General features: G+C 63.7%; 10 protein-coding genes and 2 tRNA genes. 7 read left to right on the top strand and 5 right to left on the bottom strand.

The genetic code is table 11. The annotated features are described in order from the left end of the window. The first annotated feature begins 36 nt into the window (after positions 1 to 36). The 5 genes from lon to B0G74_RS10225 all read left to right on the top strand — a co-directional run bounded on the left by lon (position 37) and on the right by B0G74_RS10225 (position 5374). On the top strand, positions 37 to 2460 hold the full coding sequence (gene lon, locus B0G74_RS10245; protein WP_132374695.1) for an endopeptidase La: 2424 nt from the start codon (positions 37 to 39) through the stop codon (positions 2458 to 2460). Between the two features lie 342 nt (positions 2461 to 2802). Beyond that, positions 2803 to 3075 (top strand): HU family DNA-binding protein, encoded by a 273-nt coding sequence (locus tag B0G74_RS10240; RefSeq protein ID WP_012432917.1) that lies wholly within the window; start codon positions 2803 to 2805, stop codon positions 3073 to 3075. 73 nt (positions 3076 to 3148) lie between these two features. After that, positions 3149 to 3224 (top strand) — tRNA-Val (locus B0G74_RS10235). Between the two features lie 49 nt (positions 3225 to 3273). Continuing rightward, positions 3274 to 3350: transfer RNA gene (locus tag B0G74_RS10230), tRNA-Asp, on the top strand. A gap of 86 nt (positions 3351 to 3436) precedes the next feature. After that, complete coding sequence (locus tag B0G74_RS10225; protein WP_132374694.1) at positions 3437 to 5374, top strand: SurA N-terminal domain-containing protein; 1938 nt, start codon at positions 3437 to 3439, stop codon at positions 5372 to 5374. A gap of 93 nt (positions 5375 to 5467) precedes the next feature. Here B0G74_RS10225 and B0G74_RS10220 read toward each other — a convergent pair whose 3' ends face one another. Together B0G74_RS10220 and B0G74_RS10215 are read right to left on the bottom strand one after the other, a co-directional pair. Continuing rightward, a complete protein-coding gene (locus B0G74_RS10220) occupies positions 5468 to 5809 on the bottom strand; it encodes a hypothetical protein (RefSeq protein WP_132374693.1) in 342 nt (113 codons plus the stop codon). A 118-nt stretch (positions 5810 to 5927) separates the two neighbouring features. Continuing rightward, on the bottom strand, positions 5928 to 6599 hold the full coding sequence (locus tag B0G74_RS10215) for an arylesterase (RefSeq protein ID WP_207915635.1): 672 nt from the start codon (positions 6597 to 6599) through the stop codon (positions 5928 to 5930). 28 nt (positions 6600 to 6627) lie between these two features. Between B0G74_RS10215 and B0G74_RS10210 the strand changes: the two genes are divergently transcribed. Further along, complete coding sequence (locus B0G74_RS10210; RefSeq protein WP_106307454.1) at positions 6628 to 7314, top strand: ABC transporter ATP-binding protein; 687 nt, start codon at positions 6628 to 6630, stop codon at positions 7312 to 7314. Positions 7315 to 7451: 137 nt separating this feature from the next. On the opposite strand, the gene pgi is transcribed toward B0G74_RS10210, so the two are convergent. The 3 genes from pgi to B0G74_RS10195 form a co-directional block, all read right to left on the bottom strand. Next, complete coding sequence (gene pgi, locus B0G74_RS10205) at positions 7452 to 9074, bottom strand: glucose-6-phosphate isomerase (RefSeq protein WP_132374691.1); 1623 nt, start codon at positions 9072 to 9074, stop codon at positions 7452 to 7454. A 247-nt stretch (positions 9075 to 9321) separates the two neighbouring features. Beyond that, the gene (locus B0G74_RS10200; RefSeq protein WP_132374690.1) at positions 9322 to 10911 is read right to left on the bottom strand and encodes an NAD(P)H-hydrate dehydratase; all 1590 of its coding nucleotides are present in this window, start codon (positions 10909 to 10911) and stop codon (positions 9322 to 9324) included. Positions 10912 to 11029: 118 nt separating this feature from the next. Beyond that, complete coding sequence (locus B0G74_RS10195; protein WP_132374689.1) at positions 11030 to 12328, bottom strand: FAD-dependent oxidoreductase; 1299 nt, start codon at positions 12326 to 12328, stop codon at positions 11030 to 11032. A 394-nt stretch (positions 12329 to 12722) separates the two neighbouring features. On the opposite strand from B0G74_RS10195, the gene purL reads away from it, so the two are divergent. Continuing rightward, complete coding sequence (gene purL / locus B0G74_RS10190) at positions 12723 to 16808, top strand: phosphoribosylformylglycinamidine synthase (protein WP_132374688.1); 4086 nt, start codon at positions 12723 to 12725, stop codon at positions 16806 to 16808. Positions 16809 to 16860: the final 52 nt, after the last annotated feature.

Here is a 16860-nt window from a genome sequence, read left to right as displayed (position 1 = left end):
TATCGAACGAACTGATTCCACTCATGGGGAAATGAAATGTCAGGAACCCAACTCCTTCCGCCGGAACGCATTACGCTCCCGCTGCTCCCGCTGCGTGACGTAGTCGTCTTCCCGCACATGGTGATTCCGCTCTTCGTAGGCCGCCCGAAGTCGATCAAGGCTCTCGAAGCAGCGATGGAAGGCGGCAAGCACATCATGCTCGTCGCCCAGAAGACGGCTGCGAAAGATGAGCCGACCGAAAAGGACATGTACGAAGTAGGGTGTGTCGCGAACATCCTGCAAATGCTGAAGCTGCCCGATGGCACCGTGAAGGTGCTCGTCGAAGGCTTGCAGCGCGCGAAAACGCTTTCCATCGAAGAACAGGAAACGCAGTTCTCGTGCGAAGTCATGCCGCTCGAACCCGACCACGCCGACAGCGCTGAAACTGAAGCGCTGCGCCGCGCGATCGTGTCGCAGTTCGACCAGTATGTGAAGCTGAACAAGAAGATCCCGCCCGAGATCCTGACGTCGCTGTCGGGTATCGACGAGGCCGGGCGTCTGGCCGACACGATCGCGGCGCACTTGCCGCTCAAGCTCGACCAGAAGCAGCACATCCTCGAAATGTTCCCGGTCATCGAGCGACTCGAGCATCTGCTCGCGCAACTCGAAGCCGAGATCGACATCCTGCAGGTCGAAAAGCGCATCCGTGGGCGTGTGAAACGCCAGATGGAGAAGAGCCAGCGCGAGTACTACCTGAACGAACAGGTCAAGGCGATCCAGAAGGAACTCGGCGAAGGCGAAGAAGGTGCGGACCTCGAAGAACTCGAGAAGCGCATCACGGCTGCCCGCATGCCGAAGGAAGCCAAGAAGAAGGCCGACGCCGAGCTGAAAAAGCTCAAGCTGATGTCGCCGATGTCGGCTGAAGCGACCGTCGTGCGCAACTACATCGACACACTGATAGGCTTGCCGTGGCGCAAGAAGAGCAAGGTCAACAACGACCTCTCGAATGCGGAACGCGTGCTCGACGAGGACCACTTCGGTCTCGAGAAAGTGAAGGAACGCATTCTCGAGTATCTCGCGGTCCAGCAACGTGTCGACAAGGTCAAAGCGCCGATCCTGTGCCTCGTCGGGCCTCCGGGTGTCGGTAAGACGTCGCTGGGTCAGTCGATCGCTCGCGCCACGAACCGCAAGTTCGTGCGTATGGCGCTCGGCGGCGTGCGCGACGAAGCCGAGATTCGCGGTCACCGTCGTACGTACATCGGTTCGATGCCCGGCAAGATTCTGCAAAGCCTGACCAAGGTCGGCGTGCGCAATCCGCTCTTCCTGCTCGACGAAGTCGACAAGATGGGTCAGGACTTCCGCGGCGATCCGTCGTCGGCTTTGCTGGAAGTGCTCGATCCGGAACAGAACCATACGTTCGCCGATCACTACGTCGAAGTCGACTTCGATCTCTCGGACGTGATGTTCGTCGCGACGTCGAACTCGCTGAACATTCCGCCGCCGTTGCTCGACCGGATGGAAGTGATCCGTCTGTCGGGTTACACGGAAGACGAGAAGGTCAGCATCGCGCAACGTTATCTTTTGCCCAAGCAGAAGAAGAACAACGGCCTCAAGGAAGGCGAGGTCGATGTGACGGAAACCGCGATCCGCGACATCATTCGTTACTACACGCGTGAAGCGGGCGTGCGTTCGCTCGAGCGTGAAATTTCGAAGATCTGCCGCAAGGTCGTGAAGATGCTTCTGCTGAAGAAGGCGGAAGGCGCGGTGAAGGTCGACGGCAGCAACCTCGATACGTTCCTCGGCGTGCGCAAGTACGACTTCGGTCTGGCCGCGAAGGAAAATCAGGTTGGCCAGGTTACGGGTCTCGCATGGACGGAAGTGGGCGGCGATCTGCTGACCATCGAAGCTGCGGTGATGCCGGGCAAGGGCAATGTGATCCGCACGGGTTCGCTCGGCGACGTGATGAAGGAATCGGTCGAGGCAGCACGCTCGGTGGTTCGTTCGCGTTCGCGCCGTCTCGGTGTCAAGGACGAAGCGTTCGAGAAGCAGGACATTCACATTCACGTGCCGGAAGGCGCGACGCCGAAAGACGGTCCGTCTGCCGGTATCGCGATGACGACCGCGCTGGTGTCGGTGTTGACCGGAATTCCGGTACGCGCCGATGTCGCGATGACGGGCGAAATCACGTTGCGTGGCGAAGTTCTGCCGATCGGCGGCTTGAAGGAAAAACTGCTGGCGGCGCATCGCGGCGGTATCAAGCTGGTGCTGATTCCGGAAGAGAACGTCAAGGACTTGACGGAGATTCCGGACAACGTGAAGAACGCAATCGAAATCGTGCCGGTCCGTTGGATCGACAAGGTGCTCGAACTGGCGCTCGAACGTGTGCCGGCGGCGTTGCCGGAAGAAGAGCCGAAGCCTGCTGCGCCGGTCGCAGCGGAGCCGGGCAAAGACGCCGCAGCAACGGAAGTCGTGAAGCACTAAGACAGTCAGTAACGAAGCTGTTTGCTTGAAGAAAACCCGCGGTCACGACCGCGGGTTTTTTTATGGCCGCGCGACTTGCGTCAGGCGTCGCGCGAGGCGCGTTTTCCCACCTATTGAGCAAAGCTGCGGTGCGCTTGCCAACTGGTTGTATGTGCATCGATTTGCGGCAACATCTTGTTATAGGAAGCCCCCTCGAAAACCACCCAAATCAGGCTCAACCCCGCTTGACACAGGGGTTTCGGCCAATTCTAATGATTGCGCCCGGCGTTGCCCGCCGGCCGCGTGATGCCAGGCGCTAACAGAGCGCCGTCACGATTGCCATAAACATTCTCGGGGGTTGGAATGAACAAGACGGAATTGATCGATCACGTTGCACAGCAAGCCGACATTTCGAAGGCAGCGGCAGGCCGTGCACTCGACGCTGTGATCGATGGTGTCAAAGGTACGTTGAAGAAAGGTGGTTCGGTGACGCTGGTCGGTTTTGGCACCTTCGCGGTTGGCAAGCGTACCGCGCGCACCGGGCGCAATCCGCGCACCGGCGCTGCCATCAAAATCAAGGCGGCCAAGGTTCCTAAATTTAGGCCTGGCAAAGCTCTGAAGGATGCGCTAAACTAATGGGCTCGCTGCTTGAGGAACGTCGGTTAACGAGAATCGGGCGGCAGACAGAAGAAGCACTGAATCGTGAAACGGGTGCTTAGCTCAGTTGGTAGAGCGGCGCCCTTACAAGGCGTAGGTCGGGAGTTCGAGCCTCTCAGCACCCACCAGTTTCAGATTCGTTTAAGTGTTTCAGCGCAGCGCAGTTGTGCTGCATAAGGAGTGGTAGTTCAGTCGGTTAGAATACCGGCCTGTCACGCCGGGGGTCGCGGGTTCGAGTCCCGTCCACTCCGCCAGTATCCTCGAAAGGCGAACTCCGGTTCGCCTTTTTTATTGCCCGCTGTTGTAAGATCGGGCGTTCTGTTTTTGGCACTCCTCACGCATGCTCGATTTTTTCCGCAATCACAAACGCCTGATGATGTTCATGCTCATCCTCGTCATTGTGCCGGGGTTGGGTTTTGTGGGTATTCAGGGCTTCCGCGGCTTCTTTGACGAAAGTGCAAACGTCGCGAGCGTCAACGGTCACAAGATCACGCGCGCTGAATACGACGACGCGATGCGTCAGCAACTCGACCGCGCCCGTCAGATGCTCGGCGCGCAGTTCGACATGAAGTCGTTCGACACGCCGGAACGCCGCGCTCAGATGCTCGATGGTTTGATCGAGCAACGCGTGCTGGCCGATGAAACACAGCGCCTGCATCTGACCGCGTCTGACGACGCCGTGCGCCGTGTGTTGATGAACGATCCGGTGATCTCGTCGCTGAAGAATCCTGACGGCACGGTCGACGTCGAACGCTACAAGCAGTTGCTCGCCATGCAGGGCATGACGCCCGACCAGTACGACGAACGCGTGCGCTACAGCATTGCCACGCAGCAGTTGCCGGCCAGCATTCAGGGCAGCGCGTTCACATCGAAAACGCTGGCTCAGCATCTGACCGAGCTCGCGGAACAACAGCGCGAAGTGCAGGGCATTGCGTTTCATCCGCGCGACTACGCCGCGAAGGTGCAGCCCACCGACGCGCAGCTGCAAGCGTATTACGACGCGCATCGCAACGAATTCGCTACGCCCGCGACGGCCACGATCCAGTATCTCGTGATGTCGCCGGCCACGCTCGCCGCTTCCGCGCAGCCAAGCGATGCCGATCTGAAGAAGTACTACGACGACAACATCGCGCACTACCGCACCGACGGCCAGGTGCGTGCAAGCCACATCCTGATCGCGGCCCCGAAAGACGCGAGCGCGGCTGACAAGGCCAAGGCCAAGCAGAAGGCCGAAGAGTTGCTCGCGCAGATCAAGGCGCATCCGGACCAGTTCGCGCAGATCGCGCAGCAGAATTCGCAGGATCCGGGTTCGGCGTCGAAGGGCGGCGATCTGGGTTACTTCGGCCGCGGCATGATCGCGGGCGGCCAGGCGTTCGACGACGCCGTGTTCGCGCTGAAGAAAGACGAAGTCAGCGGCATCGTGCAAACCGACTTCGGCTATCACATCGTCAAGGTGACGGATGTGAAGCCGGCGGTCACGAAGCCGTTCGACGAAGTGAAGGATCAGATTTCGAAAGACCTGAAGACGCAGTTGGCCAGCAAGGCGTTCACCGACGATTCGGAAGGCTTCACGTCGATCGTCTACGAAAAGGCGAAGAGCCTGCAGCCCGCTGCCGACAAGTACAAGCTGCAATTACAGACCGCCACGGTCACGCCGCAGCCGGATCCGAAGCTCGCGCCTGACAGTCCGCTGAACAACGCGAAGTTCCTCGCCGCGGTGTTCGCTAGCGACGCCACGACGGCACGCAACAACACGCAGGCCATCGACGTCGGCGGCAACACGTTGATCGCGGCGCGCGTGACCGACTACAAGGCCGCGGCGGTGCCGGCGCTCGACGCCGTCAAGGACGCCGTGCGTCAGAAGGTGATCGCCGTTCAGTCGAATGAAGCGGCTCACAAGGACGGCGTGGCCAAACTGGCCGAGTTCGAAAAGTCGAAGGCGACCACGGGCTTCTCGTCGCCGTTGAAGGTGTCGCGCAACGACGCGCAAGGCGTGCCGCCGGCCGCATTGAGTGCAATCTACAAGGCGGACGCGCAAAAATTGCCCGCCTATGTCGGCGTGGATCTCGGCGACGACGGCTATGCAATCTATCGCGTGAACGCGGTGGTGGCCGGTAACACGGTCGATCCGCAACGTCTGGCCGCAGCGCAGCAGCAGATCGCACAGGTCGACGCGCAGTCCGAAGCAGAGGCCTACGTCGAAGCGCTGCGTGCGCGTTCGAAGGTGAAATTCTACGGCTCGCTCGACAGCAGCAATGCGCAGGCGAGCGGCGAATAACACCGCGCAAACACAAAAAAGCCCCGCAATTGCGGGGCTTTTCATTTGACGAGTGCAAGCTCGTCAAACGGTTTGCTGCGGCACGCCGCGGTATTACAGGCAGCCGCTGATTGCACCCGTGGCGTCGCTGCCCGCAGCGCCATTCGCGCGGAAGCCGACCCACGTACCTTTGCCGGTGTACGACGGGCGTACGACAGCGGCTGCGCCATTAGGCGGCTGCTGACCCGGAACATAGACATCCATGGCTTGATCGTTAGCCAGCGTGTCTTGCGACACGACTTGTTGTTGCGAGCTGTCTGCCCACTTCTGCGCGATACAGGTAGCGACAGCCTTCGGCGGTTGCTGGCTTTGACCAACGGACTGAACGCCAGCGGGTGGTTGAGCGGCGCAGGCAGAAATTGCCACGGTCAAAGCGATTAACGGTAAATATTTCACGTTATCTCCTCAAAAGTCGCTCAAAATCGAGCCGGTTACGCGGGATTACGAAAGTGTCAGAGAGAACTTACCGATCCGCGTTCCCGCAGTTCTGGAAACAAGTTGTTAGCAGGCTTTTTCAGTGCGGCGAACTTGTGCGAAGGAGTGGCTTGACTGCGGGCCACACGTTGTTCAGTAGCACTGGCTGTGCCTGCTGGGTCGGATGAATCTGATCGGCCTGGAACATGTCCGGTTTGTCAGCAATGCCGGCGAGCAGAAACGGCACGAGCGGCACACGCAATTGCCTGGACAGTTCGCCGTACAAGCCGTGGAACTTTTGCGTGTAGTCCGGGCCGTAATTAGGCGGCACATACATGCCCACCAGTACGACCTTCGCGTGACCTTGCTGAGCCTGCTCGATGATCGTGCGCAGGTTGTCTTCGGTGGTGGAGAGCGGCACGCCGCGCAATGCGTCATTGGCGCCGAGTTCGACGATCACGATGCTCGGCTTCAGGCGCTGCATGAGCGCGGGCAGGCGGGCTCGTCCGCCGCTCGTGGTGTCGCCGCTGATGCTCGCATTGGCGACGCTATAATCGATTCGCTCGTCGGTGAGGCGCTGGCGCATCAAGGCAACCCAGCCCGTGTCTCGGGGCAGGCCGTATTCGGCGGAGATGCTGTCGCCGAGCACGACGATCACCGGCTTGGCCGGTTCGGGTGCGTTGGCGGCCCGGGCCGCGAGGCTCACTGAAAACAGGGTAGCGGCCACGGCAACGCCGCATGCCGTTGTCAGCGCCGTGGCGCGAGACGTCATGGCACGCACTTTCAACCTACGCTTCACCATGCTAAACAAAACTGATCCAGTCATTGAAGTGCGGGGTTTGTGCAAGAAGGTTAAGGATGCAACGGGCGAACTGACGATTCTCGACGACATCGATCTTGCTATCGATGCCGGCAGCAGTGTGGCAATCGTCGGTGCATCCGGATCGGGCAAGTCTACGCTGCTCGGCTTGCTCGCAGGATTGGACAGCGCGAGCTCGGGCTCGGTTCGGTTGCTCGGCCGCGAACTCGGTGAACTGAACGAAGACGAGCGCGCCGCATTGCGCAGCGGCTCCGTCGGCTTCGTGTTCCAGTCGTTTCAATTGATGCCTCATTTGACAGCGCTCGAGAACGTCACCTTGCCGCTGGAACTGCAAGGCGGCATCGGCACCCGCGAAGCCGCAACGCGCGCGCGCGGCTTGCTGGAGCAGGTCGGTCTCGGCAAGCGCACCAGTCATTATCCGAAGCTGCTGTCGGGCGGCGAGCAGCAACGTGTGGCGCTCGCGCGCGCGTTCGTCACACACCCGGCGATCCTCTTCGCCGACGAGCCGACCGGTAGCCTCGATGCGGCCACCGGTCACGCGGTGATCGATCTGATGTTCGAGATGAACCGCGCGAACGGCGCTACGTTGATTCTCGTCACGCACGACATCGAACTGGCGCGCCGCTGCGATACGACGGTGACGATCGAGGCAGGACGTCTCGCCTGAGCGGGCGTCGATACAAAAGCAAAAGCGGGCCGCAAGGGCCCGCTTTTTTCATCCGGCTCACTTCGTCAGCGGGCGAATTCGCCAACCACCTCAGCATAAAACTTCAGCGGCGCGGCGAAGCACCGTGCCGCTCACCATTACTTCTTCAACGCCGCGCGCGCCCGCGCGATCAATGCGGACGTCGACGAGTCGTGCTTCTTCTCATCGACGCTCGACGCCGTCAGGTCGGCCTCGACCACCTTGCCGAGAATCTTGCCCAACTCCACGCCCCACTGATCGAAGGAATTGATGTTCCACACCGACCCCTGCACCAGCACCTTGTGCTCGTACAGCGCGATCAATGCGCCGAGGGAACGTGCGGTGAGCGCGTCGACCAGCAGCGTGCTGGTCGGACGGTTGCCCGGAAATACCAGATGCGGTGCGAGTTCGGGCTTGTCCGCACCGGCCACTTTCTTCGCTTCTTCGAGCGTGCGGCCGAGCATCAGCGCTTCACTTTGCGCAAAGCAATTGGCGAGCAGCTTCGGATGATGGCTGACGAGCGGATGCTCCGGCGTCAACACAGCGATGAAGTCGATCGGCACGATCGTCGGACCCTGATGCAGCATCTGGAAGAAAGCGTGCTGACCGTTCGTGCCCGGTTCGCCCCACGTCACCGCGGCGGTCGGGTAGTCGACCATCGCGCCGTCCAGACGCGCGGACTTGCCGTTGCTTTCCATCTCGAGCTGTTGCAGATACGAGGGCAGGAAATGTAGTGCTTCGGAATACGGCGCGACCAAGTAGCTTTGCGAGCCGAAGAAGTTGCGATACCAGATGCCGATCATGCCGAGCAGCACCGGCAGATTTTTTTCGAGCGGCGCGTCGCGGAAATGCTGGTCCATCTCGTTGGCGCCGGCGAGCAGTTCGTCGAACTGCTTCGGTCCGATCGCAATCATGATCGACAGACCGACTGCCGACCACAGCGAATAGCGGCCGCCGACCCAGTCCCACATCTCGAACACGTTCTCTTTCGCGATGCCGAACTTGACCACTTCCGCAGGATTGGCCGACACGCCGACGAAGTGCTGCGCCAGCGCGCTTTCCGGGCAGCCTTTCTCGATGAACCAGTCGCGCAGCGAGCGCGCGTTGGTCATGGTTTCGAGCGTGGTGAAGGTCTTGGAGACGATGATCGCGAGCGTCTCTTCGGGATCGATCTGCTGCATCACGTTGTACAGATCGGCGCCGTCGACGTTCGACACGAAGTGCGTGGTGATCTCCGGCGTGGCCAGATGATGCAGCGCATGCACGACCATCTTCGGCCCGAGATCCGAGCCGCCGATGCCGATGTTCACGACATAGCGGATCCGCTTGCCGGTATAGCCTTTCCACTCGCCGCTGCGCACCTGGTCGGCGAACGCGGCCATCTTGGCGCGCTCGGCCTGCACCTGAGCGTAGAACGGCGCTTTCGGATCGGTGGCGCGCAGGGCGGTGTGCAGCACGGCGCGGCCTTCCGTCGGGTTGACGATTTCACCGGCGAACATGGCGTCGCGGCGTTTCTCGACGCCGGCTTCGCGCGCGAGTTGCACGAGCAGTTTCAGCGTCTCTTCGGTGATGCGGTTCTTCGAGAAATCGGCCGCGAGACCGCCGCCCGCGAACGCAAAGCGCTCAGCACGGGTGGGGGCGGGATCGTTCTCGGGGGCGAACCAGTCGCGCATATGTGCATCGCGAATCTTTTCGTAATGCGTTTGCAGCGAGGACCAGGAGGGGAGCGAGTTCTGGGTCATAGCGTCCGTCTAACCAAGTGGCACGAAGAAAGGCGCGCGCGTGAAGCGCTGCCGAGGATGATGCAACGATGCTGTTAGAGCGATGCCGCGCGGCCGGGTTCGCCATGGGTGGCGGGGAAAGTTCGCCGTTACCCGTGATGGCTCCGACGCGCGGCGCAGTCAGTCAGTATAACGGCGTTGCGTGACGGGCGGCAGCGGTTTGGGGCGTCGATCCATAGGTTGGGACGGACAGTTTCAGCACTTCGCCTCAGCACTCCGCCGCCGGGTAGAACAAACGGTTCAGCAAGGTTCGCACCATCGGCGCCAGTTCGCCCGCCGTCAGGCCGGCGGGACCGTGGCCTTGCGCGCTCAGCGTGTCGGCGGCGAGACCGTGCAGATAGACGCCCGCGAGCGCCGCTTCGTAGCGCGGCAGATGCTGCGCGAGCAGCGCGCCGATGATGCCGCCGAGCACGTCGCCGGTGCCGCCCGTCGCGAGCGCGGCATTGCCGGTCGGATTGATCGCGAGGCGGCCGTCCGGCGCCGCGATGACGGTGCCGGTGCCTTTGAGCACCACCACGGCGGCATAGCGCGCGGCGAGCGAGCGCGCCGCGGTGAGGCGGTCTCGCTGCACGCCCGGCGCGTCGGTGCCGAGCAAACGCGCGGCTTCGAGCGGGTGCGGCGTGAGGATGCACGGATCGCCTTGCACGCCGCGCGCGGTGACGTCGGCGGCGAGCGCGGAGTCCTTCGAGATCAGGTTCAGCGCGTCCGCGTCGAACAGCTTGGGCACGTCGAGTTGCAGCACGTCGTGCATCACGCGCGTGGCGCGTTCGCGATGACCCATGCCGCAGCCGACGGCGAGCGCGTCCATCTGGTCGAGCGGCAGATCGTCGATGGCATGCAGCATGAGTTCGGGATGCGGCGGGTCGTAGGGCGGCGCGCCTTCGCCCAGCAACGCGACGTGCACCTTGCCCGCGCCGGTGTACAGCGCCGCGCGCGAGGCGAGGATCGGCGCGCCGCACATGCCGGTTTCGCCGCCGACCACGGCGAGGCTGCCGAAGCTGCCCTTGTTGGTCGCGAAATCGCGCGCGGGCAGGAAGGCGGCGAAGAGCTCGGGCGCGTTCAACTGCACGGCCGTGCGGCCGCTAGTGTCGACGCCGATCGGCGCGACCGTGACCGCGCCGGCAAGATCACGCCCTTGCGCGGTGAAGAGCCCGGGTTTGGCGCCGATGAAGGTGACCGTATGGGTGGCATGGACGGCAGCGCCGTCGCCGTTGCCCACAACCGTGCCGGTGTCGCTGTCGAGGCCGCTCGGCACGTCGAGGGCCAGCACGCCGCCTTTGCGCGGCCGCGTTTTGGCCCGTTGCGAAAGCTGCCGGGCGACGGCCGCGAACACGCCTTCGAGCGGACGCGTGAGGCCGATGCCGAACATGCCGTCCACCAGCCACCGGTAGCCATCCAGCGACGCGGGCGGCGCGCTGCTGATCGCGACGCCGGCCGCGCGGGCCGTGTCGAGAGCCCAGCGCGCGTCTTCCGGCTTGACCTCGACCGGCATGCACAGTTCGACCGCGATGCCGGCTTGGTGCAGTTCTGTCGCGAGAATCAGCGCGTCGCCGCCGTTGTTGCCCGGTCCGGCGATGAGCCACACCTTCTGCCTCGATTTCTCGATCGAGGTATCGCGGGTGATCTGCTCGCGCAGGAAGCTCGCGGCGGCTTTCCCGGCGCGCGACATCAGCGTGTGTTTCGGCAGGGCGGCCGCCGCCTGGGATTCGGCGATCCGCAGGTCGGTGAGCGTCAGGAGCGGCAGCGCCCGATTGAGGGGGCTGATGAGCGTCGGCGGCGTGTTGTCAACTTCTGTCATAGCGAGGCTTGGCGGTTCGCCCTGGTGGCAGGCGAAAAAGCTTGGGGAATCGCTATGGTAGTGCCGATGGGCGCCAGGTGGGCGCCTCTTGCGGCCCGCTCGCGCGCGGGCCGGCCATTTACCTGAACCGATCCGGACGTAGGGCGGCCAGCGTGTCCGCGGGGACGTCCGGCGTGCCGCCCGAAATCAGGTCGGCAACCAGTTTGCCCGACCCGCAGGCGAGACCCCAGCCGGCGGGGCCGTGACCCACATTGACGAAAAGCCGCGGATGCAGTGCGTTGCCGATCACCGGCAAGCCGTCCGGCGACAGCAGTTTGACGCCTTCCCAAGGCAAGGCCACCGAGATTCGCGCGGCGCCTGGAATCCAGTCGTGCGTGGCCTGGCCGAGCAGGGCGAGGGCTTCTTTCGTCACCGCTTCGCCCAATGGCTTGTCGATCTGGCCGGCGCTTTGCAAGACCGCGCCGCCCGCGATCCGCAGCCGATGGTTCATGCGGCTGATCGCGATCCGCTTCACCGCGTCGACGATCGCGACGTGCGGCGCGCATTCCTCATGCGCGATCGGTGCAACCAGCGTGTGCAGGCGCAGCGGATGCAATGGCAGCCGCAAGCCGAGTCGTTCGAGCAGCGGCAGGCTGCCGTGGCCGGCCGCCACGACCACCGCGTCGGCGTGGATCACATCCACTTCGCGCGAACGGGAGGTCGCACCCGGCTGCGGCGCCAGTTCCACCGAGGCGCGCTGGCCTTCCAGGCGGATCGACGAAACTTCGCAGCCCAGCATGAATTGCACGCCGCCTTGCGTATCCAGCGTCTGCTTGATCAGCTTGGTGAAGAGCGGCGCATTGGCCGTGCGCTCCTGGTCGAACAGCACGCCGCCCGCGAATTCCGGCTCGGTGCGCACGGAGTGCTCGAACGCGGCGCATTGTTCGGGTGTGAACTCGTGGTGCGGCACTTCGAAAAGCTGGAGCAGGCCACGCGCGGGCCGCATCTGCTGCCACTCCTGTTCGGAGCGCACCAGATAGAGCACGCCGCTGGTCTGTTCGAACTCGAGGCCGAAGCGCGCCTCCATGTCCGCCATGGTTTCGCGCGACAGCTCGATCAGCGGTCGCAGCAGTCCGTATTGATGGCCGAACGCGTCGGGTTCCTGCAACTCGGCGAGCTGCTTGACGAACTGGCGCGCCGATCCGTTGAAGCCGGTCTTGTTGACGACGCCATTTTTGGCGTTTTGACGGCTCGCCATGAAAGTCGGGCCGAACCAGACGTCGAGCGGGGTCGGCAGGACGGTGCCGCCGTGTCCATAGGTTGCGCCCTGCGCGACCGTGGCGTGGCGCTCGACGACGCATACCCGATGGCCGGCCGCGCGCAGTTGATAAGCGGTGGCGACGCCCACAATCCCGCCGCCGATGACGATGACATCCATGTTCTGATTCGAGTTGCCGACGGGACGCCGAAGCGGCGCATTCCCGTTGAGCGTGACATGCGGCGCGCTGCCCGGCCTGCTCAGGCCGCTCGCGCCGATCTGGTGAAAGGGCGAATGATAGCAGTCAAACCGCTGGCGCGGCCACGCGGGTGCAACGCCGGAGCGCCGCCGCCGTGCGTGCCGCGGGCGAGCCCGAATCCGGCCGAAACGTGGCCGGGATCCGCACCGAAGCGCCGCGGAACCATCTCGAAACCCGCCCGAAGCCGCACCGCCAAGCCCGCTGGAAGCCTCTTCCCGGGGTATAATCTCGGACTTCCTGTCCGCCTCACGTCGCCTTCACGCGCGACTCATCGGCATCACTCATCGGCATCATTAGCGACGCAACGTCAAGTCCATGGCCCACTTCTCGTGTTTCCCCGGCGCTTCGGCCCTTTCCGATTTCCGTCAAACCCGCCTGCTCGAAACGCTTACGCGCATCGATCCGAACATCACCGGTGTGCGCGGGCAATATCTGCACTTCGTCAACGCCCAGACACCGCTCTCCGCTGAAGACAACGCGAAGATCGAAGCGCTGATGCACTACGGCGATCCGCTCGAAGAAACCAAGGAGCGCGGCACGGCCGAGACCTTCCTCGTGGTGCCGCGTTTCGGCACGGTGTCGCCATGGGCCAGCAAGGCAACGGATATCGCGCATCTGTGCGGCCTCACGCAGGTGCGCCGCATCGAGCGCGGCGTCGAGTACACGGTCACGCTGAAAAGCGGCCTGCTGGGCGGCAAGAAGGCGCTCACCGACGAAGCCCGCGCGGCCGTCGCGGCGGCCTTGCACGACCGCATGACGGAAAGCGTGTCACCGTCGCGCGACCACGCGCTGCATCTGTTCGACGAACTGCCGGCCAAACCGCTGCAAACCGTCGACGTGTTGAGCAACGGCCGTGGCGCGCTGGAAACGGCGAACACGGAACTGGGCCTCGCGCTCGCCGACGACGAAATCGACTACCTGGTCGACGCCTTCACGAAACTCGGCCGCAACCCGACCGATGTCGAACTGATGATGTTCGCGCAGGCCAACAGCGAACACTGCCGTCACAAGATTTTCAACGCGGACTGGACCATCGACGGCGAGAAGCAGGACATCTCGCTCTTCAACATGATCCGCAATACCGAGAAGCTGAATCCGCAAGGCACGATCGTCGCGTATTCGGACAACTCGGCGATCATGGCGGGCGGCATGGCCGAGCGCTGGTTCCCGCGCACGCCGGCCGATCTGGGCGCGAGTGAGCTGCCGGAGCACTACCGCCGCAGCAACGAACTCACGCACACCTTGATGAAGGTGGAAACGCACAACCACCCGACCGCGATCTCGCCGTTCCCGGGCGCCGCGACCGGCGCGGGCGGCGAAATCCGCGACGAAGGCGCGACCGGGCGCGGTGCGCGTCCGAAAGCGGGTCTGGCGGGCTTCACGGTGTCGAACCTGGAACTGCCGGACGGTGTCGAGGCTTGGGAAAACGCGCGCGACGCCGCGCAGCCGCTCGCGCACCGCAATCCGGACGACAAGCACGAAGCGTACGGCCGGCCTGATCGCATCGCCTCGCCGCTGCAAATCATGATCGACGGGCCGCTCGGCGGCGCCGCGTTCAACAACGAATTCGGCCGGCCCAACCTGGGCGGCTATTTCCGGGCTTACGAGCAGAACGTCGCGGGTCTCGTGCGTGGTTATCACAAGCCGATCATGATCGCCGGCGGCATTGGCAATATCTCGGACCAACACACGCATAAGCACGATCTGCCGGAAGGGTCGCTCTTGATCCAGATCGGCGGTCCGGGCATGCGCATCGGCATGGGCGGCGGCGCCGCGAGCTCGATGGCGACCGGCACCAACACCGCTGAACTCGACTTCGATTCGGTTCAGCGCGGCAACCCGGAAATCGAACGCCGTGCGCAGGAAGTGATCAACGCGTGCTGGCAACTCGGCGAGAAGAACCCGATTCTGAGCATCCATGACGTCGGCGCGGGCGGTCTCTCGAACGCCTTCCCGGAAGTGGTCGACGGCGCCGGCAAGGGCGCGCGCTTCGATCTGCGCAAGATTCAACTGGAAGAGAGCGGCCTGTCGCCGCGCGAAATCTGGTCGAACGAAGCGCAAGAACGCTACGTGCTCGCCATCGCGCCGGCCGATCTGCCGGCGTTCGCCGCCATGTGCGAGCGCGAGCGCTGCCCGTTCGCGGTGATTGGCACGGCCACGGCCGAGCGTCAACTCAAGCTGATCGACTCCGAACTGAACAACGACACCGCGCATGAGCCGGTCGACATGCCAATGGAAGTGCTGCTCGGCAAAGCGCCGCGCATGCACCGCGACGTCAAGCGCGTCGAGCAGAAGCTCGAACCGGTGGATGTCACCGGTCTCGCGCTGTCGGATGTGGCGGTCAGCGTGCTGCGTCATCCCACGGTGGCGAGCAAGTCGTTCCTGATCACGATCGGCGACCGCTCGGTGGGCGGCACGACCGCGCGTGACCAGATGGTCGGCCCGTGGCAAGTGCCGGTGGCCGACGTCGCGATCACCACCATGGACTACGCGGGCTTTACCGGCGAAGCCATGACGATGGCCGAGCGCACGCCGCTTGCCGTGATCGACGCGCCGGCTTCGGGCCGCATGGCGGTCGGCGAGGCGGTCACGAACATCGCGGCGGCGCCGATCGCGTCGCTCGACAAGCTCAAGCTGTCGGCCAACTGGATGGCCGCGTGCGGCGCAGCGGGCGAAGACGCCGCGCTCTACGACACGGTCAAGGCGATCGGCATGGAGTTGTGCCCGGCACTCGGCATCAGCATTCCGGTCGGCAAGGATTCGCTGTCCATGCGCACCAAGTGGGAAGACCGCGGCGTCGCGAAGGAAGTGGTCGCGCCCGTCTCGCTGATCATCTCGGCGTTCGCGCCGGTCGAAGACGTGCGCCGCCATCTCACACCGCAACTGCGCCGCGCCAGCGACGTGGGCGAGTCCGTGCTGATCGCGATCGACCTCGGCCGCGGCAAGCATCGCCTGGGCGGCAGTATTCTCGCGCAGGTCACGCAGCAGGTCGGCGACACGGTGCCGGACGTGGACGATCCGGAAGACCTCAAGCGTTTCTTCGCCGCGATCCAGGCGCTGAACCAGGACGGCAAACTGCTCGCTTACCACGACCGTTCCGACGGCGGCCTGTGGGCGACGGTGTGCGAAATGGCGTTCGCGGGGCACGTGGGTGTGTCGTTGAACGTCGACATGCTGGTGCTCGATCCGAACCATGAATCCGATTACGGCGACGCCAAAGATTGGGCGAAGCAGACCAGCGGCCGCCGCGAAGACCGTACGATCCGCGCGCTCTTTAACGAAGAACTCGGCGCCGTCGTTCAGGTGCGTGCGTCTGAGCGCGACACGGTGCTGGCTGCGTTGCGCGAACATGGGCTGTCGGCGTGCGCGCATGTGATCGGCAAGCTCAACGAGCGCGACACGATCGAAATCTATCGCGACGCCAAGAAGATTTATGAAGCGCCGCGCACCGAATTGCATCGTACGTGGAGCGAAGTGAGCTGGCGTATCGCGCGTCTGCGCGACAACCCCGCTTGCGCCGACGCCGAATACGACGCGCTCTCCGACGCGGCCGATCCGGGCATCACGCCGGTGCTGAGCTTTGATCCGGCTGAAGACGTCGCCGCGCCGTTCATTGGCAAGAGCGCGCGTCCGCGCGTCGCGATCCTGCGCGAGCAGGGCGTGAATTCGCACCTCGAAACGGCCTACGCATTCGACCGCGCCGGCTTCGACGCGCACGACGTGCACATGAGCGACCTGCTGGCCGGCCGCGCGAATCTCGCCGATTTCGCCGGCGCGGTGGCGTGCGGCGGCTTCTCTTATGGCGACACGCTGGGCGCTGGTGAAGGCTGGGCGAAGGCGATCCGCTTCAACGCGCAACTGGCCGATATGTTCGCCGCGTTCTTCGGCCGCGAAGACACGTTCGCACTCGGTATCTGCAACGGTTGCCAGATGATGAGCAGCCTCGCCTCGATGATTCCGGGCGCCGAAGCGTGGCCGAAGTTCACGCGCAACAAGTCGGAGAAATTCGAAGCGCGCTTCTCGCTGGTCGAAGTGCAGGCTTCGCCGTCGATCTTCTTCAACGGCATGGAAGGCTCGCGCATTCCAGTGGCGATCGCGCACGGCGAAGGCTACGCGGACTTCTCGCAGCAAGGCGATGCGTCGAAGGTCGCGGTGGCGATGCGTTATGTCGATCACCGTGGTCAGGCGACCGAGCAGTATCCGTTCAACCCGAACGGTTCGCCGAACGGCATCACGTCGGTAACGACGCTGGACGGTCGCTTCACGGTGCTGATGCCACATACGGAGCGCGTGCATCGCGCTGTGCAGATGAGCTGGCATCCGGAAGGCTGGGGCGAGGGCGCCACGGACGCAAGCCCGTGGATGCGCGTGTTCCAGAACGCGCGCCGCTGGTTGGGCTGATGATGTAAGACAGGCTGCCGTGTAGTTGGCACGGCAGCCTGCTGGCCCGACG

The organism is Paraburkholderia sp. BL9I2N2, assembly GCF_004339745.1.
Taxonomy (GTDB): domain Bacteria; phylum Pseudomonadota; class Gammaproteobacteria; order Burkholderiales; family Burkholderiaceae; genus Paraburkholderia.
This window is presented reverse-complemented; position numbering and strand designations above follow the sequence as displayed.